The following is a 23,269-nucleotide window of genomic DNA, read 5'->3' on the forward strand; positions in this document are numbered from 1 at the left end:
GCCGGCCTAGAAGGATTGTCCGATGCTGCAGTAGAATTGGGCAATGTCGTCAATGTCCTTGCGCCGGGCCAGCGGGGTGGCCACGTCCAGGCGCACCGGGCCGATGGGGGTGTAGATGCGCAGCCCCAGGCCGGCACCGAGCATGATGGGCTGGTCGTAAGGGGGCAGGGCACCAGTGAACGCCGTACCGCCGTCCAGGAAGGGAACCACCCCGATCAGTTCCGTGACGCGCCAGCGCAGTTCCGCGGAAAAGGTGAGCAGCGAGCCGCCGCCGATGGGGGTGTTGCCGCGCATGGGGCCGACACTTTGGTAGGAGTAGCCCCGGATGGAACCGGAACCGCCGGCGTAGTAGCGCAGATCCGGGGACACGTCGTTGCGCGAGGCCCCGATATTGGCCCCGCCGGAGACGCGGGTGGCCAGGACGATGCCGGGCTTTTCCACGAGTTTGAGATAATGGGCCAGGGAAAATTCCGGGCGCAGGAAATCGGCCCCGCCGGCCAGGGTGCCCCAGTACGGGGCGGCCGAGGCGCTGGCGAGCAGGCCCTTTTGGGGGTCGAGTACGTCGTCGCGCCCGTCGTAGGAAGCCTCCAGCGGGGCGAAGATAAAGCCGTAGCGGGCGTCGTCTTCCCAGGGGCGCGACTGGTCTTCGGCAATGCGCGAAGCACGATAGCCAAGGCCGGCGGCAGCGGAAAAGGACTCGGTGAACTGGCGGCGCAGGCTGGCCGTGACCGTGGCGTTTTGGCCTTTGTAGGCCTTCTTGTCTTCGTTAACGATTTTGGCCTTGGCCCGGAACAACTCTTTGGGTGTTATGCAATCGGGCTTGTCAAAGGCGGCTTCCCCGGACTGCTCGATGCCTGAGCCGCTGGCGGCTACGGACAGTTTTTCGCCGCCGCCGAAAAGGTTGCGGTTTTCCCAGCCGAGGTTGGCTCCGGGGCCTTCGTCGGTCTTGTAATCCACACCGCCTTTGATGGTGCGGTGCTTGCGTTCGACCAGTTCGACCAGGATGGGGGCCTGCCCTGTGGCCGGGTCCACCGGGCCGGTTTCCACCACCACGGCGTTAAAAAGCTCCAGGCTGGTCAGCTTCTTGCGAAAGCGCTCCACGGTGCGGGCATCGTAGGGCGCGCCGCGCTGCCAGGGGACAAGTCCGGCCAGATAGCTTTCCTTGACCGTGGTCTGGCCTTTAAAGACCGCCGGTCCAAACAGCGCCTGGGGACCGGCGTCCACGGTCCAGACCACGGCCACGCTGTGGGTGGCGAAATCGGCCGTGACCTGCCGGTCGGCCACTTTGGCAAAGGGGTGGGCGTTGTCATGGAGCACTTCGGTGAGCTTGGCCTCGGCCTCGACAATGGCCTTGGCGGCAAAGGGGGCCGGCACGGTCAGACCGATCTGCTCCGGCGTCGGCAGGGCGGCCGGATCGCTGCCGCCGGCCGGGGTAAGTGTCACCCGGCGCAGTTCAAACTGCGGGCCGGTGTCGATGCGGTAGGTCAGAACGAGGGGCGTGGCCGCTGCCTCGACCGTGGCGGCGATGGTGGCGGCAAAGTGCCCCTGGGATTGGAACACCTTGGCAAAGGCGGTTTTGTCTTCCTCGGCCCGGCGCTCCAGCAGGAGCACCGAATCCGGCGGCGCGGTCAGCAGCGTCTCGGCCTTGGACACGCGTTTGAGCAGTTCAAGGGTGTCCGGGGCAAGCGCACCTTCGTAGCGCACCACATAGGCCAGTCCCACCGGGGCCTTGGCCGGCTCCACCCGCCCGGCGGCCAGGGCCGGGGCGGTCTGGGCCAGGGCCAGGGCCAGGGCCAGCGCCAGGGCCAGCGCCAGACCGGTTAAGGCGAAGAAAAAACGCTTGCGGTGCGTCCTGCGCAGGTGAGTCGTTACCACGCTAGAAGCCGTAACACGAGGGCCGCCGGCCAAGCAACTGCGCGGCACGCCTACAGCCGTGATTCCAGCCGTTTTTGCACCTCCACCACCCCAAAAGCGATAACCGCCGCCCCGAGGATGCGCAGCCAGGCCTGGGGCGTTATGGCCGCCGAGCCGAAAAGGCTCTGCATAAAAGGGACATAGGTAAAGACGCCCTGCAACACCACAGCCCCGGCCAAGCCCCACAAAATCCAGGGATTGCCGGCCAGCGGCAGGGCCAGAGCCGGGCGGGTCAGGGAGCGGCAGTTGAACAGATAGAGCGCCTCCACAGCCACAAACACGTTCACAGCCACGGTGCGGGCGGCGGCGACCGAAGCGCCGTGGGCCATTTCCCATGCGTAGAGGCCAAAGGCGGCGGCCAAGAGCAGCCCCCCCACCACCAGGATGCGGCGCAACAGGACGCCGTCCAGGATAGGCCGGCCGGGAGCGCGGGGGGGGCGCTGCATGACGCCCGGTTCGCGCGGCTCAAAGGCCAGCATAAGCCCAAGGCTGCCGGCGGTGGTCATGTTGATCCACAGAATCTGCACCGGCGAAATGGGCAGCTCCAGGCCAAAGAGCACGGCTGCCAAAATGACCAGCCCTTCGCCCAGGTTGGTGGGCAGGGTCCAGACGATGAACTTGGTGAGGTTGTCGAAAACGCCGCGTCCTTCCTCCACCGCCGCGGCGATGGTGGCGAAATTGTCGTCGGCCAGCACCATGTCGCCGGCCTCCTTGGCGGCCTCGGTGCCGCCCGCCCCCATGGCCACGCCGATGTCGGCCTGCTTGAGCGCCGGGGCGTCGTTGACCCCGTCCCCGGTCATGGCGCACACATGCCCCAGGCTTTGCAGCGCCTTGACCAGCCGCAGCTTCTGTTCGGGCGAGACCCGGGCAAAGACGTGGCTGGCTGCGGCCCGGGCCGCCAGATCGGCTGGCGGCGTGGCCTCGATGTCGCGCCCGGTCATGGTCAGGACAGGCTCGTCCCCGGCCAGTCCCACGGCCCGGCCGATGGCGGCGGCGGTGGCGGCGTGGTCGCCGGTGATCATTTTGACCATGATCCCGGCCCGGCGGCAGGCGGCCACGGCGGCTATGGCCTCGGGCCGGGGCGGATCGATCAGGCCGACCAGCCCCAGAAAGGCCAGGCCGCCGTCATGCTGGGCCGGGTCCAGGGTCTGGGTGCCGGCGGGCAGGAACTTTTGCGCCAGGGCCAGCACCCGCAGCCCTTGGCTGCCCAGGTCTTCGGCCGTCTGGCGGATGGCCGCGGCAGCCGCCTCGTTGAGGGGCGCGTCGGCCGCCGCTTCGCAGCGGGACAGGACCGCTTCCACCGAGCCTTTGAAAAAAAGCGGTCGCGGTCGGTGCGCGCCGTCGTCGTGGAGTGTGGCCATAAACATGTGCTCGGAGGCAAAGGGCGTTTCGGACAGACGCGGCAGCCGGGTGGCGAGGCCGGCGAGGTCCAACCCGGCGCTGCGGGCGGCGGTTAAAAGGGCCGCCTCGGTGGGATCGCCGGTAAAATCGTCGCCGTCTCCGGTCAGCCCGGCATCGTTGCACAGGGCGGCCACAGTCAGGGCCTGTTCCAAGGCCGGGCGGTCGGCGGCAGAGGCGTCTTGGGCCGGGGCCGGGGCAAATCCGGTGGGGTCGGCCAGCCAGACGCCGCCGGGCAGGACCACTTCGGCCACGCGCATGCGGTTGCGGGTCAGGGTACCGGTTTTATCGGTGCAGATGACGGTGGTGGAGCCAAGCGTTTCGACAGCCGGCAGGCGGCGCACCACGGCCCGCCGGGCGGCCATGCGCGAGACGCCGATGGCCAGGATGACGGTGACGGCGGCGGGCAGGCCCTCGGGAATGGCCCCCACGGCCAGGGCCACCGCTGCCATGAACATTTCGCCGGCCGGCTGGCCCCGGCCCAGGCCCACGGCAAAGGTCAGGCCGGCCAGGATCAGGATGCCGCCCAGGACCAGACGGGAAAAGCGGGCGATGGCCCGGGTCAGCGGCGTGGCGAGTTCGTCGGCCGCAGCGGTCAGGGCCGCGATGTGGCCGATGGCGGCGGCGTCGCCGGTGGCGATAACCACCCCCGTGCCCTGGCCGTAGGTGGCGACCGTGGCGGCAAAGGCCAGATTGGTGCGCTCAGGTGCCAGCGTGTCCCCGGGCAGGGGGGCGACCGTCTTGTCCACGGGCACGGATTCGCCGGTCAGGGCCGATTCGTCCAGGCGCAGGCTCTGGATGGCCAGCAGGCGCAGGTCCGCCGGCACTTTGTCGCCGGGGCGCAGCCGCACGACGTCGCCCGGCACCAGCCCCTCGGCGGGCAACACCAGCCAGACCCCGTCGCGTTGCACTGAGGCCTCGGTGATCATGGAGCGGGAGAGGGCCGACAGGGCGGCCAGGGCCTTGGCTTCCTGGAGATAGCCGGCCACGGCGTTGACCAGCACCACGCCGAGGATGACGGCGGCGTCCACGGTTTCGCCAAGCAGCGCCGCCCCGGCCCCGGCGGCCAGCAGGATGATAATGAGCGGCTGGTTAAACTGGCGTACCAGTCGCAAGAGCGGCCCGGCCTCGCGGCGCGACGCGATGGCGTTGGCCCCGTACCGGGCCAGACGCCGGGCGGCTTCGGCCTCGGACAGGCCTGTTGCGGCGTCGGTATGCAGCTTCTCCAGGACTTCCTGGTCGGTCAGGGCGTGCCAAACAGGTTCAAGCGATGGGGCGTCGGGCATAAACCGTCCTTCGTCTCGGGTGGGTTGGTCAGCCGGCGGGCCTGACTTCCTACCCTGTTTGCCAGGAATTGGCCCTGAATTCAACCGGACGGTCCGGCAAAACGCTGTTGACGGCTTGACCCTGTGGGAACCGATACTCTAAGATCGCAGTTTAGGCCGCTGGGGTAAAACCAAGGACAAGGTTGGTGAGCGTGGACAAGCCCAAACGTATTCTGGCGATAGACGATGAGCGCATCAATCTCCGGGTCATTGGCGGGCTGCTGCGCAATCTCGGCCACGAACCGATTCTGACGGAATCCTTTGCCGAGGCCCAACCCCTGCTTGATGCGAGTATCGACCTCGTGCTGCTCGATGTCATGATGCCTGAAACCGACGGCTTCACCGTGGCCAAGTATATCCGGCAGATGCCGGGCATTTCCGACGTGCCCATCATCATGGTCACGGCTCTGACCAGCAAGCAGGATCGGCTCAAGGCCGTGGAAGCCGGGGCCAACGATTTTATTTCCAAGCCCATCGACCTCACCGAACTGCGGGTGCGCATGGGGTCGTTGCTCAAGATGAAGGAATCCCAGGACGAGGTGAAGCGCTACCAGGCCGAGCTGGAAGAGATGGTGGCGGTGCGCACTTCGGCGCTGAAAATGGCCCTGGACAACGTGCAGCATTCCCAGCGCGTGATATTGACGGCCCACCTGGAAACCATCCACCGGCTGGCCTCGGCAGCGGAATTCAAAGACGAGGAGACCGCCGACCACATCCAGCGCATGAGCCGCTACTGCGCCCTGCTCGCATCCCGGCTCGGCCTGCCCGAGGCCGAAGTGGATCTGATCCTGCAAGCCAGCCCCATGCACGACATCGGCAAGATCGGCATTCCCGACAATATCCTGCTCAAACCGGCCAAGCTCACGCCCGATGAGTGGGAGATCATGAAGCGCCACACCATCTACGGGGCGCGCATCCTGGGCGATTCCAATTTCGAGCTGCTGCGGGTGGGCGAGATCATCGCCATGTCCCACCACGAGAAATGGGACGGTTCCGGCTATCCCAAGGGCATTTGCGGGGAGGACATCCCGCTGTACGGGCGCATCTGCGCCGTGGCCGACGTGTTTGACGCACTCACCAGCCGGCGGCCCTACAAAGAGGCCTTTAGCAACGAGAAATCCCTGGATATCATGCGGGCCGGTCGGGGAACACACTTCGATCCCCGCATCCTGGACGAATTTTTTAACGATTTCGACCGGGTCCAGGCCATCCAAAAGGAATTTCTCGATGGCTAGTGCGGCGTTGCCCAAACCCGACCTGGGGCAGGGCAAAGGCCCCGCAACCGGATCATGATGCCGCCCATGCGACCCTCGGTCCTCATTGTCGATGACGTGCCGGCCAACATCCGGGTGCTGGCCGGGTGCCTGTCCGACGACTATGCCATCCACGTGGCCACGGGCGGGACCGAGGCCCTCAAACTGGCGCGCGCGGTGTTGCCGGACCTCATTCTGCTCGACGTGGTCATGCCCGACCTCGACGGCTACGACGTCTCCCGCCAGCTCAAAGCCGATCCGGCCACCGCCGATATCCCGCTTATTTTCGTCACCGCCCGGGACGCCTCCGAGGACGAAGCCCGGGGGCTTTCCCTTGGGGCGGTGGATTATATCACGAAACCGGTCAGTGGGGCCGTGGTGCGGGCGCGGGTGAAAAACCATCTGGAACTGCGGGCGGCCAGGGAGACCCTGGCCCGGCACAATGCGGCGCTTCTGGAAGCGGCCCAACTGCGCGAGGACGTGGACCGCATCATGCGCCACGATCTCAAAGGCCCGCTGACCGGCATCATCGGCCTGCCCCAGATCATCCTCGACGACGGCGGCCTGTCCGATTCCCAGGCCATGTTTTTGCGGCTCATCGAGGAAAACGGCTACAAGATGCTTTCCATGATCAACCTCTCCCTCGACCTGTTCAAGATCGAGCGGGGAACCTATTGCCTCTCCCCCGAGCCGGTGGATCTGCTGGCCATGCTGCGGCGGCTGTTTCTGGAATTTGCCGGTCTGGCCGGACCTCGGGCCTTGCGCTGCTGTCTGACGGTCCAGGGCCGGGAGCCGGACCTGGACACCATCGCCCTGGTGTCCGGGGAGCGGTTGCTGCTGTATACCATGTTGGCCAATTGCCTGCGAAACGCCCTGGAGGCCTCGCCTCAAGGCGGCCTGGTGGCGGTGGATGTGCACCCCGGCGACCCCACGGCCATTGCCGTGAGCAATGCGGGGGTGGTGCCCTGGGGCGTGCGGGAGCATTTTTTTGAGAAGTACGCCACCGAGGGCAAGATCGGCGGCACCGGGCTTGGGGCGTATTCCGCGCGGCTTATCGCCGAAACCCACGGTGGTTGCGTGACCATGGAGACCAGCGATGAAACGGGTCAGACCCGGGTTGTGCTCAGCCTGCCCCGGGGCGACGTTTCCGGGGCCACGGGCACGCATCCGGGGCAGGTGGGACTTGTCCACAGCAGCATTTAGGTTTCCCGGCCCGGCGCGGGCCCGGCAAGGCAGCACCGGTTAGACGGCAAGGCTGAGGACTGTCCCCTTGGGCAGATACGTCTGTTCCTGGGTCGGGATATCCAAAGGCGACGCCCCGTAGTTTTCGCTCAGATAGGCGTTGGCCGCCACGACCGCCTTGCCCAGGCCCTCACGGGTGGCACCGGTGTCTGTGAAATCCGTCTTTAAAATGTCGGCCACGGCCTTGGCTGCGTCTTCGCCAAATGCCTTGGTCACATGGGCCAGGGTGGAGGAGACGACACCCTGGGCCTGCTTGATGGCGCTGCCCAGGCCGCCGGAGCCATCAGCGGCGTAGAACTCTTCCAGATGCCCGTTCTGGTAGAATGCGTTGATCGAGGTATTGAGCGCCCCGTTAAAATTGGCCATGGCCGCGTCGCCGGCAGCCACGCCGAAGTTGCGGTCAATAAATTTGAGCGCTGAAACCATGGCGTCGCCCAGGGCGTCCTCGCCGCCGGTCCCGTCGCCAACGCCCTTTATAACGATGCCCATGACGGCCGTGGCGGCGGCGTCGCCGTGTTTGGCGCGAACGGTTTCCACGGCACCGGCCAAGGCGGACTGGAGATCGCCGGCTGCCTCCATGTTGACCCCCGCCCCGGCATTGCTGGCCGTGACCGGGGTTTGGGCGCTTTCGATGCGGCGCATGACCTCTGCGGCGAAGACGTCGGAGGTGGTGAGCGAAAAAGTGGAAGAGCCGGCGGCCGCCGTTTTTTTCTGGCTGCTCCCCGTATCAAGGGTCAGGGATACGTGCCCGGAAGCGGCCTCAGAGGACTGGCTCCCAGGCTGGCTGGTCGCGGTGAGCAGGCTTTTGATGCCGCTGGACAGGGATGGTATCTGCATGGCCGTGCCTCGTTGGTCTGTGGTCGTACCCCTCTTATCGGCCTTTTAAGTCGGGGCTTTAGGGTGGTTATTTTGCGTGCCGTGCGGCAGCGCCCGCTGCGCGGTGCCAGTCGGTAAAAAGGCACAAGGACACGCCATGGATCAGCCGTCAGCCCACATCCTTTTTCTCGATCTGGCCACGGGCGCGTGTCGCCGGGAGCCGCTTTCGCCGGCCCGGCGACACGCTGACGGCGGCGGGCGTTCCCTGGCTGGTGCCTGTTTTCTGGCCGCCCAGCCGGACGGTGCGGCCGGGCGTTTTGACGCGCCCGCCACGCCGGTGTGCCTTTTCCCTGGCGGGCTTGCCGGCTATGGCCTGCCCGGAGCTTCGTTTGCCACATTGGTGGGCCGTAGCCCCCACACCGGCGGGGTGCTCACCGCAGCCGTGCCGGGCGGCCTGGGACACGGGCTGGCCCGGGCCGGTCTGGCCGGGCTGGTGCTCACCGGCCGGGCTGCGCAACCGAATATTCTGGTCCTTGACGGCCGGGGCGCGCGCCTGATCCCGGCCGGCGCGTTGGCCGGGCAGGGCACCAGGGCGGTCTTTGCGGCGCTGGCCCCCTGGCTTGGGGCCGTGGCCGTCGGACCGGCGGGCTGGTCCGGCTCGCTTTTGGCCATGGCCGTGGCCGACGGCGTCCATCCGGTGGGCCGGGGCGGTTCCGGCTTGTTGCTGGCCGCCAAGAATTTGCTGGCCGTGGTCGTGACGGACGGTTTGGCCCCGCACCCGGCTTTTGTGATCAACCCGGCAAAGGCAGGCGGTACCGCCGACTCGGCCGACGTGCCCGAACTGGCCGGTCCCGCCGACCCGGCCGGCCCGGCCGACGCGCCCGGGCTGGCCGGGGTCGCCGACCCGGCAGGCCTCGCTGCAGCCCGGGCGGCCATGCTGCGGCTCATCGATGCTTCGCCGGCCTTGGCCGGTCCGTGCGGTTTTGGCCGCTTCGGCCCGGCCGCCCTGCTGGATCTGACCGCCGGGCGGCGGATGCTGCCCACGCGCCATTTTCGCCAGACCTTTTTCGCCCAGGCCGATCAGGTGTCGGCCCCGCGCCTGGAGGCGCTCTATGCCCCCCGGGCGGTGGGCTGCCCCGGCTGTCCGGTGCCGTGCCGCCGGGTGAGCGCCACCGGCGCTGTCCTGCCCGACAACGACGCCCTGTCCCATCTGACGGCGCTGCTCGGCCTGGCCGATCCCCATTTGGCGGTTGCGGCCAACACCATTTGCCTGGATCTGGGCCTGGACCCGCCGGGCGCGGCCGCCGCCCTGGCCTTTTTCGCCGAAGTCGCCGGGCGCGAACCCAGGCCCGAAATGATCCTGGACGGTCTCAGCGCCCTGGCCCGGGAAGGTGCTGGTGCTACGCTCTCGCCCCTGGCCGTCAAAGGTGTTGCGCTCCCGGGTTTTGATCCGCGCGGGGCGTACGGGCTGGCCCTGTCCCTGGCGGTGGGCACGTCCGGCCCCGACCCCTGGGGCGGGCTGTGTCTGGCCCATGAGCTGCTGCGAAAGCCGGTGGCCACCGACCGCTTCACCTTTGCCGGCAAGGCCCGGGCGGTCTTTCTGGGTGAAAACGTCGTGGCGGCGGCCGGGGCCTTTGGCGGCTGTCCGTATTGCACCCTGGCCGTCGGGCTGGAAGAATGGGCCTTGGCTGTTGCGGCCGTGACCGGGGTGCCAACTTGCGCCGGAGATTTGGCCCGGCTTGGCGAGCGCACAGTGGTTCGGGAGCGACTCCTCAACGCCCAGGCCGGGATGGATGCCGCTGCCGATCAGCTGCCCGGGTTGTTTTTTAGCCAGGCCGGCAGCAGTGGCGACGGCATCAACGTGGCCCCCCTGTCCCGGCCGGATTTCCTGGCCGCGCGCGCCGGTTATTACCGCTTGCGCGGGCTGACCGAGACCGGCGCGCCTACCGACGAACGCGCAAGCGCCCTGGAGTTGCCATGTCTGCGCTGACAACCGCCCTGGCCGGGCAGTGGGCCGACCGGCTGGCCCGGGCCGGGCTGTGCGACCCGGGCCAGGGGCTGGTGGCCTGCCTGGACGACGATCTGGCCTTTTCCCGCCCGTCGTCCCATCAGGCCCTTGTGGCTGCCTGCATCGACCGGCTGGGTGTGGGCTGCGTCATCCTGGCTCCGCCGGCCGAGCCGCATCGCACCATCCTGGAATTTCTGGCCGCCCGGGAAGCCCCGGCCATCCGGCCCCGGGACTGCGAGACGCGCACCTTTTTCCACGACATCCCGGTCATCGGGGAAGCGACCCCGGCCGCCGTTGTCGCCGCCCTGGCCCGGCGCAAAGGGGCCTATCTGCCCGGGGTGGGCATTCTGGCCCACGGGGCGCTTTCGCCCGAGCAGGCCTTTGTCACGGTGTCGTCCGTGGCCTTTGCCGGTTTCGTCAAATTTTTCGCCGATCATCTGGCTGCCGCCCGGGCCGGGACGCTGGATGCCGCCGCCCGGACCGCGTTTGCTGCGGCCGTGGCAAAACTGCCGCCGCCGCCAACCGAGGTGCCGCCCCTGGCCCGGGGGCCGTTTGCCGACCGGGAGAGCGTGCTGGCCGCCATGGCCGAGGCCGGCCGGGCCACGGTGGAACTGGGGCTGGTGGATTCGGTTTTCGGCAATATCTCCTATAGCCTTGACGGCGTGCTGGCCATCAGCCAGACCGGGGCGGCCCTGGATGATCTGGTCGGCGGTATCGACTGCGTGCCCCTGGACGGCTCGTCCTGCGCGGGGCTGACCGCCTCCAGCGAACTGGGAGCGCATACCGCCCTGGTCCGCCTGGACAGCCGGCGGGCCATCCTGCACGGCCATCCCCGCTTTGCCGTGATCCTGTCCATGGATTGCGCGGCGCAAGACTGCGCCCAGCGGGATGCCTGCCATGTGGCCTGTCCCCGGGAGCGGTTTGTGGACGATGTGCCCATCGTGCCGGGCGAGGTGGGCTGCGGCCCGCGCGGCCTTGTCCACACCATGCCCCCGGCCCTGGCGGCAGATGGCGGGCGGCGCGGGGTCATTGTCTGCGGCCACGGCGTTTTTACCATGGGAGCCGACGACTTCGGTGTCGCCCTGGCTGATCTCTGCGCCATTGAAACTTTATGCCGGACCCGCTATTTCCAAGCGCTTGGTACATTCCCCCTCTGATATGGAGCCCGCTATGCATGCCCCTGATACCGATACCACCTGCCCCCTGACCGTCAGTGTCGTCATCCCGGTCTACAACGAGGCCCATACCCTGCCACTGGTGCTGGCACTGGTGCTGGCCCGGCCCGAGACCACCGAGGTCATCCTGATCGACGACGCCTCCACCGACGGCAGCGGCGATTATCTGCGCAGTTTAACCGGCGATCCCCGGGTAAAAACGCTTTTTCATGCCAAAAACCAAGGCAAGGGCGCGGCCCTGCGCACCGGCTTTGCCGCCGCAACCTGCGATGTCGTGCTTATTCAGGACGCTGATCTCGAATACGATCCCGAAGACTATCCGGCGCTGCTCCAGCCCATCGCCGCCGGCAAGGCCGATGTGGTCTACGGGTCGCGTTTTCTCGGCGGTCCCCATCGGGTGCTCTATTTCTGGCATTCCGTGGCCAACCGGCTGCTGACGCTGCTCTCCAACATGTTAAATAATATCAACTTGTCGGACATGGAAGTCTGCTACAAGGTCTTTCGCCGGGATATCCTGGCGGGCATCCGCATCGAGAGCGACCGTTTTGGCGTGGAGCCGGAACTGACGGCCAAGGTGGCGCGCCTGCGGGCGCGCATCTACGAAGTGCCGGTGTCGTATTACGGCCGCACCTACGAGGAAGGCAAAAAGATCGGCTGGCGCGACGGGCTGGCTGCCTTGTGGTGGATTGTACGGTTCGGGCTGTTGGCCAAGCGTTCGCCCCGGCCAGGGGCCTGATGTTCTGCATCGCTTTCGCCCGCCGCGCCTGTGCCCTGGCAGTCGGGGCGGGCGATTTCGCGCGGTTTGCTCAGTAGGATTTAAAAATCCAGGCGTAAAACACGTAAATCCAGCCCAGGATGCCGTGGATGATGGCCCAGGCGATGGACTTGTTGAGCGTAAACGACACCGCCATGGCCAGTGCCGAGCCGAAGCCCACACCGTACTTGATGATGGTCTGATTGGCGTAAACGGCCATAATTCCCTCCTCGTGGTTTCCTGCGCCCTACCATGGATTTATGGCGAACGCATCCGCCATCCCGCAACGTCGTCGGATTGACATTTGCCCAAACGCCGCGCATTTAATCCAAATGGCCGGTATCGTGCAGTTTGAGCGAGTCCTTTCGCCCCTGGCCGGCGGCGTCTTTTGGATAGCCGCCGCGCTCCTTTTGCTTTGGGCCGCGCCGGCTTTCGCTGGCGAGGCGACCATCGATCCCAAAATCGTCCAGGCCGTTGGCCGCCTGACCTACGGACCTGCCCCGGGAACTCTGGAGCAGGCCGCTGCCATGGGCCTTGAGGCCTTTGTCGCTGCCCAGCTGGCACCCGAGCGTCTGCCTGAACCGCCGGAATTGGAACGCGCCCTGGCCGGCCTGCCCTCGCAGCAGATGGACACCGTGCGGCTTTTCCGGGAATACGGTCCCCCGGCCGATGACGGCAAAAATGCCCCGGATGCCATGCGCCGCACCTTCGACCGGGCCGATGTGGTAGCCCTGGAAGCGGCCAAGGCCCGGCTGCTGCGGGCCATCCTGTCGCCGCGCCAACTGGCCGAACGCATGACCGAATTCTGGTGCGAGCACTTCAGCCTCGGCCCCAAAAAAGGGCTGGCCCACCTCTGGGTCGGCTCCTTTGAGCGCGAGGCCGTGCGGCCCTATGCCCTAGGTAAATTTCTGGATCTGCTGGCCGCCACGGCCATGCACCCGGCCATGCTTATTGCCCGGGACAACTGGAAAAACGTGGTCCACCGCGAGGGCGGCACGGCAACCAAGGAAGCCCTTGACCTGGGTTATGCCACCTTGCTTATCAATTTTCAGACGCTGGGCCAGGGCGGCCCGCAAAAGCCGGCCGACATCCAGGCCCTGGCCCGCATCCTTACCGGCTGGCGGGTGGGTGCGGCCCGGGCCGACTCCGACACCGGCGGGTTTTATTTCGACGTGGAGCTGCACGACCCCGCCGACAAGGTGTTGCTGGGCCAGCCGGTCAAGGGCACGGGCCTGGGCGAAGGGGCGGCCGCTCTGCGCATCCTGGCCGAACATCCGGCCACGGCCCGAAACGTATGCCGCAAGCTGGCCGTGTATTTCCTGACCGACGAGCCGCCGGCCGGGCTGGTCGCCCGCATGGCCGAGACGTTTGGCCAAACCGGCGGGGAGATCCGCGAAGTGTTGCGCACGCTTTTTTCCAGCGCCGAATTCTATGACGCCAAATACCGGGGCGGGCGGATCAAGTCGCCGTTGCGCCAGGCGGTTTCCGCCGTGCGGGCTTTGGGCGCACCCCCCACCGACACCGCCGCCCTGGCCGGGGCGCTGGCGGGGCTGGGGCAGCCGCTTTTTGCTGCCGAGGGTCCCGAGGGCTATCCGGCGGCGGCAGCACCTTGGCAAAAGCCCGAAGCCCTGCCGCGTCGGGTGAGCTTTGCCGGGGATCTGGCCGCCGGGCGCGTCCCCGGATTAGGGGGGGTGGGGCCGACGGCAAAGGACAGGGTCGCCGCCCTGGCCGAGACCCTTGGCCCGACCCTGTCCGCCCCGGTGCGCCAGGCGGCGGAGAAGGCCGGCGGCAGCAACGGGGTGGGGCTTATTTTGGCCTCGCCGGATTTTTTGCAGTACTAACGGCGCAGCCGCAGAACACGCGGTGCAGCCGCAGGAACACGCGGTGCAGCCGCAGGAGCGCGGCGCAGGGGGCAAGGTGCGACGAAGAGACGTGCTGCATTGGCTGGCCGGCCTGGGCCTTATAGGCCTAGCCCCGGGGCCGGCCCTGGCGCGCAAAAGCAGGCAGTCCGACCGGGAAGACAACGCCGGCCGCTCTGGCAAGGCCAAGGCCCAAGGGGCCGGCCCGGGCCGGGAGTCGGCCAAGGCTCCCTGGCGGCCCGGCAAACAGCTCGTAGTGGTGCTGCTCAAGGGCGGCCCGGACGGGCTGTCCGTGGCCGCGCCCGTCACGGACCCGCTCTATGCCTTCCTGCGTCCGACCACGGCCCTGGCACCCGATTGCGGCGGCCTGGAGCTGGGCAACGGCTTTGTGCTCCATCCCGCTTTGTCTGGCCTTGCGCCGCTTTATGCCCAGAAACGTCTGGCCGTGATCCCGGCCTGCGCCATGCCCGGCCAGGGCGCGACCCATGCCGCCGCCCTGGCCGACTTTGCCGCTGGCGCGCCGACCGGCCAAGTCAAGGGCAAGGACGGCAAAGCGGGCTGGCTGGGCCGGCTGGCCCTGGCCCTTGGCGGCGAGCGGTCGCAGATGCTGGTGGCCAGTTCTTCGCCGGTCTATGCCGGCGCGCCGCACTATACCATGATCGCTCCGGGCCGGGGGGAGTCGCTGCCGGGTTTGCCGGTTGAGGACCAAACGCTTTTTGAAGGGGCCGGCCGGCTCTATGCCGCTGCCGGCGGGGCGCTTGGCAAGGCCTTTGCCGTGGGCCGGGAAGCCCGTCAGGATCTGTTGGCCAAACTGCTGGAGGAATCGCGCCGGGCCGCCGCCGAGGCCATCCCGACGCCCCATTTCGCCGCTTTCGGCCAGCGTTTCGGCCGTGAACTGGCCCAGCGTCGGGATGCGGCCCTGGGGTTTGTGGCGGTTGGCGGCTTTGACACCCACTCCGGCCAGGGCGCGGCCAAGGGCTATCTGGCCGACCGGCTGCGCGAAGCGGGCCAAGGCTTGGCCGGGCTGCTGGCCGGGCTGGGGCCGGCTGCGGCCGACACGGTCGTTCTGGTCCTGGGGGAATTTGGCCGCAGCGCCCGGGAAAACGCCTTTGGCGGCACGGACAATGGCCTGGGCGGGGTGCTCCTTGTCCTTGGCGGGCCGGTTGCCGGCGGGCGCGTCTGGGGCGAGTGGCCGGGGCTGGCCGGGCACCGGCTGGCCGGGGGGCGCGATGTGGCCGTTGGCACGGACTGGCGCGATGTGGCGGCGGCTGTTGCCGTGGGCCATCTGGGGCTGCCGGAAAAAAAGGTCGGGGAGGTGTTTCCCGGCTTTGCGCCATCGCCGGGTCTGGCCGCGCTTGTCGGCTGAGGCAGCGAGGCCCGCAAATACGCTTGTATTTCTGTAAAACACCGTATGCTGTCTGCATCCTTGCCGTAGCGCCGGGCATCGGCTATTTTCGGTGTATGACAGTTCGCCGATCCAGTCTGTCTTCCCGAGGTCTTCCCTCTGGGCTGCGGCGGGGGATCATGTCCTTCGTCGCCGCACTGCTTGTCGTTTTCGCCTGCCAGGACGTCTCCTGGGGGTTGCCGCGTAAGAACGTGCTGCTCCTGCACAATCTGAATCCAGACTATCCCGCCATCGCCCAGTTCGACCAGGGGCTGCTGGCAGTGTTGCGCGCCAGCGACCGTTTTGACGTGCGTGTGGCGGCGGAATACCTCAATGTGACCGCCTTTGAGGCCCTGCCGTCGTATCTTCCCGAAACGGCGCGGTATCTGGAGATGAAATACACGCATTGGACACCGGACGCCGTCTTTGCGGACCGGGCCGTCACCGGTCTGTATACGCAGTATCTCCACGGAAAATTAAAGGATGTGCCGTGCTTTATTGCCCAGGACCGGGGCGGGGAGGGGAGCGTCCCCGGATCGGTTTTCAAAACCATTTCCTGGAGTACGTCCACGGCTGATATTGTAAAAAATCTTGTGCTGATTCTGACCCTGCGCCCCAAGACGCGCACGGTGCTGGTGGTGCTCGGGGCATCCGAAGAAGAGCGGCGGCTGGCTGGCGAAGTTGCGAAAGCAGCGGCCGGCTTGGCCGACCGGGTCACCTGTGTGCCCACCTCCGGTCTTTCCAAGGCAGCCCTGCTGGAGCAGGTTGCCGCCGTTCCGGCCGATGCGGCGATATTGTATCTTCGCTTTGCCCTGGACGGCGACGGGGTCGTCCATGTCCCGGCCCAGGTGGTCAAAGAGATCACAGGGCGCGCTGTTGCGCCGGTTTTTGTGGTGGCCCGGCATCTGCTTGGCGACGGGGTCGTTGGCGGGTATGCCGCCAGTTTCGAGCTTTTCGGCCGCCGTACGGCGCTGTGGATTCTCGATGCCCTGGACGGCCGCGAGCCGTCCGGGGAGTCGCTGACGACGTCTGTCAGCGACTTCGTGTTCGATTGGCGCGCCCTCAAGCGCTTTAACATCTCCGAATCCGCCCTGCCGCCGGGCAGCCACATCCTTTTTCACAATGCAACACTCTGGGAAACTTACAGCGTATATATTTTAAGCGGCCTCGCCGTGCTGGTCGCCGAAACGTTTCTTGTCCTTGGGCTGGTGCTTAACCGGCTGCGGCGCAGGCGGGCCGAGGCCGCCCTGGCAGCGCTCAACGCCACCCTCGAAACCCGGGTCACGCAACGCACCCGGGAATTGCACGAAGCCAACGACCAGCTTGGCGAGGCCAAGGAAGAACTGGAAGCCCTCAATCGCAATCTGGAACTGCTCTCGCGCACCGACAGCCTGACCGGTCTGCCCAACCGCCGCCATGCCGAGGAGATGCTCCAGGACGCCCTGGTCCGCTTTTCCCGTTACGGCCAAGGGTTTGCCGTGGCCCTGGCCGACATCGATTATTTCAAACAGGTCAATGACCGCCACGGGCATGAGGCCGGGGACGCGCTGCTGCGGGATGTGGCCCGGGTCATGACCAAGGGCGTGCGGCACTGCGATCTGGTGGCGCGCTGGGGCGGTGAGGAATTTTTGCTGCTGCTGCCGGGCACGGATCTGGACGGGGCCGGCCAACTCTTGGAGCGGATTCGGGAACGCCTCGAAACGGCGTCCCTGCGCTGCGGCCCGGCCCGGGCGTCGGTCACGGCGACTATTGGCGCGGCTGTTGTCCGGTGCGGCGATGGCGTGGAAGACGTGGTCCGGCGCGCCGATGCGGCCATGTACCGGGGCAAGGAGCGCGGGCGCAACCGGGTGGTCCTGGAAGAGACTGACCGGCCGGGAGGGCCGGATTGTCCCGAGTGATAGGGCGGCCTGTCTGGAACGGGATGCGGCCGGCGGCAACAAGGCGGGGTGGGCCGGGGTGGGCCAGAGTTCGGCCGGATGGGCCACAGTGGCCTTGAGTGCTCTGGGGAGTCGGCCAGGAGATGCCGGGACGGGACGGGGCGAAACCGGAGCCAAAGTCCTTGTGGCTTGGGGTCCGTGTCAGGAGGCCGGCGGGTTCGCGTCCGCCATTGGCTTTACTTTCGGCAATCTGTCCTGGCGCGCGTGGTTGGCGGTACGTGCGTCAGGCGGTCTCGCCGCGTCTCGTCCGGGCATCGTTGAAAAAAAAGTGGGTAAAGGGCGGTTGTCGGCTTCCCCTACGCGTAAAAAACGTGTATAAAGAAAAGTTGCCCTTTGTCTTGCGCCTTTTTTCACATAAGCTGGAGAAAGGCAAGCCGGTGCAAATCTGCAACCCGTTGGAATTGTACGGCGAGGGAAATTTTTTTCAGGCGGCTGTATTTTTTCGCGACGCCGTCCGGCCCGGCCCGTTGGACCAGCCTACACCGATAGCCTCTTGAAAAACTTCTTCTATCAAGGGGGTCCGGGGGGGATTATCCCCCCCGGCCGCCGGAGGCCTCTTCTGTCTTTCCCCTCCACCGTGTTGCTTAGGGCGGCGGGGCGATGGTCACCAGCACGCGCATGTCGGTTATGGAGCGGATGCCGTGGGGTGTACTGATGGGGCAGACCAGCACATCGCCGGCCTTGGCCGGGCTGGCGGCGTTGTCCGCGCCGAGGAATTCGCCTTCGCCTTCAAGGATCACGATGGACAGTTCGCCGTCCATGTCGTGGGAGTGGACGGGCAGGGTCTGGCCGGCCTTGAAGTTGAAATTGATGATGCGGAAATTGGCGGAATCGTGGAGCCACAGCATGCCGTAACCGGTGTCCTTAAACGGGCCTTCGTCAAAGATATTGTGCTTTGTCATGACCGTACCTCGTGTTTTCGGTCAAAGGGGCCGGCAGGGGCATCCTGCCGGCCATGCGCTGGGCGGTTCGGTTGCGGGCTTAGCCCAGCGTGGTCAAGGGCGCGTTGCCGGTAGGCAGGGGCACCATGCCGGCGATCTCGCCGCGACGGGTCACCACGACCTGGGTGGCGGGCACGCGTTTGCCCGAGGCGGCGATGGCCTGGGCGGCCAGGCGCGACATGCCGGCGCAGCAGGGCACTTCCATTTGCAGCACCGTGATATCGACAATGTCGTTTTGCTGGATAATCGCTGTCAGTTTCTCCACATAGCTTGGCACATCGTCAAATTTGGGGCAGCCCAGGAGCGCAATGCGGCCGGGCAGCAACGCGCTGTGAAAGGCCGGGAAGGCCGGCGGCACGCAATCGGCGGCCAAGAGCAGCTTTGCGCCTTGCAAAAACGGGGCGTTTGGCGGCACCAGGCGCAGCTTGATGGGCCAGGAGGCCAGGGCCGAGCCGCTGCCGGCACTCTGGGTCGCCTGGGCTGTTGGCGCATTGGCGGTCTGGCAGGGCGTCATGGTCATGGGCCGGCTCGACATGCAGCCGCAGGGGCTGGCGGCCTTTTTGATTTCGGCCAGCCGTTCTTCCACAGCCTCTTCGTCAAATTCCGGGGCGTCGCGTTCGATGATTTGCAGGGCGCCGGTGGGGCAGTGGCCGATGCAGGCCCCCAGGCCGTCGCAGAAATGGTCGGCCACGATTTTGGCCACACCGTCAATGATTTCCAGCGCCCCTTCGGCGCAGCCGGTGACGCACTGTCCGCAGCCGTTGCACAGCGCTTCGTCTATTTCAATAATCTTTCGTTTCATGGCTATTCTTTCCTGGGAGGGCGGCCCCGGCTGTCACCGGGGCCGCTGCGTGGGCGAGACTCTCTAGCCGAGGATGGCCTTTAAGTCTTCGTCAGGGGTGGTGATGGCCTTTATATCGTAGTTGGCCACCAGGAAGTTCAGGACATTGGGGGTTAAAAAGGCCGGCAGAGTGGGTCCGAGGCGGATGTTTTTAACGCCCAGGTGGAGCAGCGTCAGCAGGATGGCCACGGCCTTTTGCTCGTACCAGGACAGGATCATGGACAGGGGCAGGTCGTTGACGCCGCACTCGAAGGCCTTGGCCAGGGCCACAGCCACCTGGATGGCGGAATACGCGTCGTTGCACTGGCCCATGTCGAGCAGGCGCGGGATGCCGCCGATGTCGCCGAGCTTTTTGTCGAAAAAGCGGAACTTGCCGCAGGCCAGGGTCAGGATGATGGTGTCGGCCGGGGCCTTCTCCACAAATTCGGTGTAGTAGTTGCGGCCGGGCTTGGCCCCGTCGCAGCCGGCCACCAGGAAGAAGTGCTTGATCTTGCCGGCCTTGACCGCTTCGATGACCGGTCCGGCCACGCCCATGACGGCGTTATGGGCAAAGCCGGTCATGACCGTGTCCTTGTCCTCGTCAGCCGGGAAGCCGGGCATGGCCAGGGCCTTGGCGATGACCGGGCCGAACTCGCCGTTTTTGACATGCACCGCGCCGGGCCAGCCGACGAGGCCCGTGGTGAAGATGCTGCCCAGGTAGCTCTCGGCCGGCTTCTGGATGCAGTTGGTGGTCATGAGGATGGCGCCGGGGAAGGCGGCGAATTCCTTGTGCTGGTTCTGCCAGGCGGTACCGTAGTGGCCGTAGAAGTGCGGGTACTTTTTGAGCTCCGGATAGCCGTGGGCCGGCAGCATTTCGCCGTGGGTGTAGATATTGATGCCCTTGCCGGCGGTCTGCTCCAGGAGCTGCTTGAGATCCTTTAAATCATGGCCGGAAACCAGGATGGCCTTGCCGGCCTTGTGGCCCAGCGGCACGACGGTGGGAACGGGGTGGCCGTAGGCACCGGTGTTGGCGGCGTCCAGGAGTTCCATGGCGCGCAGGTTGACTTCGCCGCACTTGAGAACCAGGGCGACCCAGGCACCGAGGTCTTTGTCGGTGGTGAAGGTGGCGGCCATGCCGTCGTAGAGGAATTCGTACACGGCCGGGTCTTCCTGGCCGAGGATGGCGGCATGGTCGGCGTAGGCGGCAACGCCCTTGATGCCGAAAATGAGCGTGTGCTTGAGCGAGCGGATATCGTCGTTGGCTTCGGGGATGTCTTTGAGGCCGTGCTTGGCACCCTGGGCAGTCAGACCGGCCAGATCGGCGGCCGGGACGTAGGTGGCCGGACCTTCGGGCAGCTTGGCCTTGAGCAGACCGGCCAGGGCGTCGCGCTTGGCTACGGCTTCAAGGATGAGCGGCATAAAATCGGCCGGGTCGAAATTGACGTTGGTGAGCGTCGAGAACATGGCCTTGGCAAAAAAGCGGCCGGTGTCCATGGGCACGGCCACGCCTTCCGCCTTGGCGGCCACGGCGGCCTGCCCCAGGCCCGTCAGGGCGTAGACGAGCAGATCCTGCAGATCGGAGACTTCGGGCTTTTTGCCGCACACGCCGAGTTTGTCGCAGCCCAGGCCCTTGGCGGTCTGTTCGCACTGGTAGCAAAACATATGTCGTCCTCCGTTTGGGTTTGGTTCGGATTCGCGTTTCGTTGATTTCGGTCTACGCGGGCCGGGCCGGGAGCGGTTTGACCTAAGTCAAAAGGGCGCATTATTTTCGAGAGGTCCGCATTTTTTTGGGGGACCGGTGTCGCGAAGCCGGAAAGGCAGTGAATCCGCAACCGTGTTTGCCGTGGCGTCGGGGAGTCGCGCGGGCGCGGCGTCCCCTGACGCGGGGACGGGAAACCTTTTGGGGAATAGGGGGACTATAGTACGGGATGGGGGAAAAAGGTCAAGGCGCGTCTGGTAGCCAACGGCCGTGGCCAGAGCCGCAGGTGTCCTGGGCGCTTCGCCGGAGCGACTATCGGAAAGGTGCCCCCGGGCTGCCCGTTTTTCCGAAGCCGGCATCACCCGGGCGGTCTCGCGATAGAGGCCCGGGAGTGCGGCCTTATGATTGTCACATACGCAGCGTAGTGTAATTTTTCAGGGTTCCAAGGCGTTGTCGTGGGAGAGCATGTCGGACTTTTGTCTATCGGAGCTGTGTATGTTCAAAGATTTGCAGTTGCGTTATAAAATTCTTTTCCCCGTTTCCCTGGTCTGCGTTGGGGTGTTTGCAGCCATCATGATTGTGGTGCAAATGGAAATGGAGGAAAAGTCTGCCATCGAGACGCGCCAGCTTGGAGAGGAAGTCAGCGCCCGCTACGCCGGCGTGGTGCAGGGGGAACTCAATGCCGCCATCAGCGCCGCCAAGGTTCTGGCTGCGGCTGTTGCCAGCGAGCGGGCCGCCGAGCAGCCCCACCGGGCTGCTGTGGCCGGTCTGCTGCGACGGACCCTGGACGTGTTGCCCAATGTTTTCGGGGTCTGGACCGCCTGGGAACCAGACGCCTTTGACGGCAGGGACCGGGAATTTGCGAACGCGGATGCCCTGCACGAGGCCTCGGGGCGCTTTCTGCCTTACCTGATCCGGGGCGAGGCCGGCGTTGAGCAGACCCATACCACGACACCCTCGGCGGGTACCCGCGACGAGGGGGAAAAGTGGTATTGGCTGACCCTTGAGACGAAAAAAACGCTGCTTGTGGAACCGACGGAATACGAGGTGGCCGGCAAGAAGCGGATGATGGTCAGCGCATGCGTTCCCCTGCTGGAGAAAGGCCAGGGGGTGGCCGGCCTGGATCTGAGCCTGGAAAATCTCCAGCGGCTTGTTTCGAGCATCTCGGTTTTTGGCGGGGGCTACGGCGTGTTGTTGTCCAATACGGGGATGATTGTGGCCCACCCCGAGAAAGGCCTCATCGGAAAACAGGCCGGTGATCTGCTGGACGCCGCCAACAAGGTGGCGGTGGCCGAGGCCCTCAAAAACGGATCGCGTTTCCTGTTCTCCCAGAAATCGCCGAGCACGGGCCAGGAGATGCTCTACAGCATGACGCCTGTGGCGCTTGAAGGCGTGGCCGGGGCCTGGAGTTTTATCGTCGGCATCCCGAAAGAGGCCATGCTGGAAAATGCCCGCCACATGCAGATGGTGCTTTTCTGGTTGTGCCTGGGTGGCCTGATCCTCCTCATTGCCGCCGTCTTCCTGATCGCCCGGGCCATCGTCCGGCCGGTTGGGCAGATCGCGCAGGCCGCCCAGGTTGTGGCGGCGGGCGACCTGAACCATCCCATCGAAATCCGGCAGCGGGATGAAATCGGCCGGCTGGCCGACGCGTTGCGGGAGATGGTGGACGGACTTCGGAGCAAGATCGCCGAGGCCGACGAAAAGACCCGTCTGGCCGGCGAGGAGTCGGACCGGGCGGCCCGGGCCGGCGAGGAGGCAGAGGCGGCCCGGCAGGCAGCCGAGCGGGCCAAGACCGAAGGTATGCTGCACGCTGCGGCCCGGCTCGAAGACGTGGTGGAGATTCTGTCCTCAGCGTCCGATGAACTGGCCGCCCAGGTCGGGCAGTCGAGCCGGGGCAGTGAAGAGCAAAACGGTCGGGTGGCCGAGACGGCCACGGCCATGGAAGAAATGAATGCCACGGTGCTGGAAGATGCCCGCAATGCCGGCGAGGCGGCTTCGGCTGCCGAAAACGCCAGGACACGGGCCGAGGACGGAGCCGGGATCGTGGCCAATGTCATCACGGGCATCGGTACGGTCCAGACCCAGGCCACGTCGCTTAAGGCCGACATGACGAGCTTGGGCCGGCAGGCCGAGGGCATCGGAAACGTCCTGAACGTCATCTCCGACATCGCCGACCAGACCAATCTGCTGGCCTTGAATGCCGCCATCGAGGCGGCTCGGGCCGGTGAGGCCGGGCGGGGTTTTGCCGTGGTGGCCGATGAGGTCCGTAAGCTGGCCGAAAAGACAATGGTTGCCACCAAGGAGGTCGGTGACGCCATCCGATCCATCCAGGATGGTGCCCGCAAAAATATCGACAACGTGGAGCAGGCCGTGACCTCCATCGACGGGGCCACGGCCATGGCCCGGCAGGCCGGGGAATCCCTCAAGGGCATCGTCTCCTTGGTGGAAACGACTTCCGAGCAGGTGCGTTCCATTGCCACGGCGGCCGAACAACAATCCGCCACGTCCGAGGAGATCAACCGCTCCATCGATGCCGTCAGCCGGATCTCGTCTGAAACGGCCGACGCCATGCGCCAGTCGGCCCAGGCCGTCGGTGAATTGGCCGAACAGGCCCAGGCGCTCAAAGGACTCATTGCCGATATGAAAGACGAAAGCGGGGCCACGGCCCTGGCCGGTGCGGGGGTGAGACCTCCGGCCCTGGCGCGCGCCCGGAGTTGAGCTTCCCCGGTGCCTCGCCGTGTTCC

Annotated in this window: 16 protein-coding genes; 9 read left to right on the forward strand and 7 right to left on the reverse strand. The window is 66.2% G+C overall.

The window, feature by feature from the left end:
- Nucleotides 1-6 precede the first annotated feature (6 nt).
- Both GTA51_RS06740 and GTA51_RS06745 read right to left on the reverse strand, forming a co-directional pair.
- Nucleotides 7-1,875, reverse strand: a complete 1,869-nt coding sequence (locus tag GTA51_RS06740; protein WP_343039492.1) for an autotransporter assembly complex protein TamA — start codon at nt 1,873-1,875, stop codon at nt 7-9.
- Nucleotides 1,876-1,925: 50 nt separating this feature from the next.
- Nucleotides 1,926-4,598: an HAD-IC family P-type ATPase gene (locus GTA51_RS06745; RefSeq protein ID WP_160959739.1), complete on the reverse strand. Its 2,673-nt coding sequence runs from the start codon at nt 4,596-4,598 to the stop codon at nt 1,926-1,928.
- 191 nt (nt 4,599-4,789) lie between these two features.
- On the opposite strand from GTA51_RS06745, the gene GTA51_RS06750 reads away from it, so the two are divergent.
- Both GTA51_RS06750 and GTA51_RS06755 read left to right on the forward strand, forming a co-directional pair.
- Nucleotides 4,790-5,872 carry an HD domain-containing phosphohydrolase gene (locus tag GTA51_RS06750; protein ID WP_160959855.1) on the forward strand — a complete coding sequence of 361 codons (1,083 nt, stop codon included), beginning with the start codon at nt 4,790-4,792 and terminating at the stop codon, nt 5,870-5,872.
- A gap of 66 nt (nt 5,873-5,938) precedes the next feature.
- Complete coding sequence (locus GTA51_RS06755) at nt 5,939-7,093, forward strand: hybrid sensor histidine kinase/response regulator (protein WP_246198025.1); 1,155 nt, start codon at nt 5,939-5,941, stop codon at nt 7,091-7,093.
- A 39-nt stretch (nt 7,094-7,132) separates the two neighbouring features.
- On the opposite strand, the gene GTA51_RS06760 is transcribed toward GTA51_RS06755, so the two are convergent.
- Nucleotides 7,133-7,969 (reverse strand): hypothetical protein, encoded by an 837-nt coding sequence (locus tag GTA51_RS06760; protein WP_160959743.1) that lies wholly within the window; start codon nt 7,967-7,969, stop codon nt 7,133-7,135.
- 136 nt (nt 7,970-8,105) lie between these two features.
- Here GTA51_RS06760 and GTA51_RS06765 point away from each other — a divergent pair, with 136 nt between their 5' ends.
- From GTA51_RS06765 to GTA51_RS06775, 3 genes are read left to right on the forward strand one after another with little or no spacing between them, the layout of a single operon-like run.
- Nucleotides 8,106-9,938: an aldehyde ferredoxin oxidoreductase C-terminal domain-containing protein gene (locus tag GTA51_RS06765; protein WP_160959744.1), complete on the forward strand. Its 1,833-nt coding sequence runs from the start codon at nt 8,106-8,108 to the stop codon at nt 9,936-9,938.
- A complete protein-coding gene (locus tag GTA51_RS06770) occupies nt 9,926-11,113 on the forward strand; it encodes a class II aldolase/adducin family protein (protein WP_160959746.1) in 1,188 nt (395 codons plus the stop codon). The genes GTA51_RS06765 and GTA51_RS06770 overlap by 13 nt, the downstream gene beginning before the upstream one ends.
- A 13-nt stretch (nt 11,114-11,126) precedes the next feature.
- Nucleotides 11,127-11,867 carry a glycosyltransferase family 2 protein gene (locus GTA51_RS06775; RefSeq protein WP_160959748.1) on the forward strand — a complete coding sequence of 247 codons (741 nt, stop codon included), beginning with the start codon at nt 11,127-11,129 and terminating at the stop codon, nt 11,865-11,867.
- A 70-nt stretch (nt 11,868-11,937) separates the two neighbouring features.
- Here the strand turns inward: GTA51_RS06775 and GTA51_RS20580 are convergent, their stop codons facing one another.
- Nucleotides 11,938-12,105, reverse strand: coding sequence for a hypothetical protein (locus GTA51_RS20580; RefSeq protein WP_170300325.1), 168 nt, complete (start codon nt 12,103-12,105; stop codon nt 11,938-11,940).
- Nucleotides 12,106-12,229: 124 nt separating this feature from the next.
- Here GTA51_RS20580 and GTA51_RS06780 point away from each other — a divergent pair, with 124 nt between their 5' ends.
- The 3 genes from GTA51_RS06780 to GTA51_RS06790 all read left to right on the forward strand — a co-directional run bounded on the left by GTA51_RS06780 (nt 12,230) and on the right by GTA51_RS06790 (nt 17,026).
- Nucleotides 12,230-13,726 carry a DUF1800 domain-containing protein gene (locus tag GTA51_RS06780; RefSeq protein WP_343039493.1) on the forward strand — a complete coding sequence of 499 codons (1,497 nt, stop codon included), beginning with the start codon at nt 12,230-12,232 and terminating at the stop codon, nt 13,724-13,726.
- A gap of 76 nt (nt 13,727-13,802) precedes the next feature.
- Nucleotides 13,803-15,110, forward strand: a complete 1,308-nt coding sequence (locus tag GTA51_RS06785; protein WP_160959751.1) for a DUF1501 domain-containing protein — start codon at nt 13,803-13,805, stop codon at nt 15,108-15,110.
- A gap of 158 nt (nt 15,111-15,268) precedes the next feature.
- Nucleotides 15,269-17,026, forward strand: coding sequence for a GGDEF domain-containing protein (locus GTA51_RS06790; RefSeq protein ID WP_160959753.1), 1,758 nt, complete (start codon nt 15,269-15,271; stop codon nt 17,024-17,026).
- Between the two features lie 623 nt (nt 17,027-17,649).
- Here GTA51_RS06790 and GTA51_RS06795 read toward each other — a convergent pair.
- From GTA51_RS06795 to hcp, 3 genes are all read right to left on the reverse strand, one after another.
- Nucleotides 17,650-17,967, reverse strand: a complete 318-nt coding sequence (locus GTA51_RS06795; protein WP_160959754.1) for a cupin domain-containing protein — start codon at nt 17,965-17,967, stop codon at nt 17,650-17,652.
- Nucleotides 17,968-18,046: 79 nt separating this feature from the next.
- A complete protein-coding gene (locus tag GTA51_RS06800) occupies nt 18,047-18,808 on the reverse strand; it encodes an ATP-binding protein (protein WP_160959756.1) in 762 nt (253 codons plus the stop codon).
- A 63-nt stretch (nt 18,809-18,871) separates the two neighbouring features.
- Nucleotides 18,872-20,488: a hydroxylamine reductase gene (hcp, locus tag GTA51_RS06805; RefSeq protein WP_160959758.1), complete on the reverse strand. Its 1,617-nt coding sequence runs from the start codon at nt 20,486-20,488 to the stop codon at nt 18,872-18,874.
- Between the two features lie 532 nt (nt 20,489-21,020).
- On the opposite strand from hcp, the gene GTA51_RS06810 reads away from it, so the two are divergent.
- A complete protein-coding gene (locus tag GTA51_RS06810; RefSeq protein ID WP_160959759.1) occupies nt 21,021-23,243 on the forward strand; it encodes a methyl-accepting chemotaxis protein in 2,223 nt (740 codons plus the stop codon).
- The last annotated feature ends 26 nt before the right edge of the window (nt 23,244-23,269 follow it).

Origin of the sequence: Solidesulfovibrio aerotolerans, assembly GCF_009856865.1 — a bacterium.
GTDB lineage: Bacteria > Desulfobacterota > Desulfovibrionia > Desulfovibrionales > Desulfovibrionaceae > Solidesulfovibrio > Solidesulfovibrio aerotolerans.

Excerpts from the sequence above, each read along its gene's own strand:
- GTA51_RS06745 (WP_160959739.1), bottom strand. The coding sequence starts at position 4,598 with ATGCCCGACGCCCCATCGCTTGAACCTGTTTGGCACGCCCTGACCGAC.
- GTA51_RS06755 (WP_246198025.1), top strand. The coding sequence starts at position 5,939 with ATGCGACCCTCGGTCCTCATTGTCGATGACGTGCCGGCCAACATCCGG.
- GTA51_RS06760 (WP_160959743.1), bottom strand. The coding sequence starts at position 7,969 with ATGCAGATACCATCCCTGTCCAGCGGCATCAAAAGCCTGCTCACCGCG.
- GTA51_RS06765 (WP_160959744.1), top strand. The coding sequence starts at position 8,106 with ATGGATCAGCCGTCAGCCCACATCCTTTTTCTCGATCTGGCCACGGGC.
- GTA51_RS06770 (WP_160959746.1), top strand. The coding sequence starts at position 9,926 with ATGTCTGCGCTGACAACCGCCCTGGCCGGGCAGTGGGCCGACCGGCTG.
- GTA51_RS06775 (WP_160959748.1), top strand. The coding sequence starts at position 11,127 with ATGCATGCCCCTGATACCGATACCACCTGCCCCCTGACCGTCAGTGTC.
- GTA51_RS20580 (WP_170300325.1), bottom strand. The coding sequence starts at position 12,105 with ATGGCCGTTTACGCCAATCAGACCATCATCAAGTACGGTGTGGGCTTC.
- GTA51_RS06790 (WP_160959753.1), top strand. The coding sequence starts at position 15,269 with ATGTCCTTCGTCGCCGCACTGCTTGTCGTTTTCGCCTGCCAGGACGTC.
- GTA51_RS06795 (WP_160959754.1), bottom strand. The coding sequence starts at position 17,967 with ATGACAAAGCACAATATCTTTGACGAAGGCCCGTTTAAGGACACCGGT.
- GTA51_RS06800 (WP_160959756.1), bottom strand. The coding sequence starts at position 18,808 with ATGAAACGAAAGATTATTGAAATAGACGAAGCGCTGTGCAACGGCTGC.
- hcp (WP_160959758.1), bottom strand. The coding sequence starts at position 20,488 with ATGTTTTGCTACCAGTGCGAACAGACCGCCAAGGGCCTGGGCTGCGAC.
- GTA51_RS06810 (WP_160959759.1), top strand. The coding sequence starts at position 21,021 with ATGTTCAAAGATTTGCAGTTGCGTTATAAAATTCTTTTCCCCGTTTCC.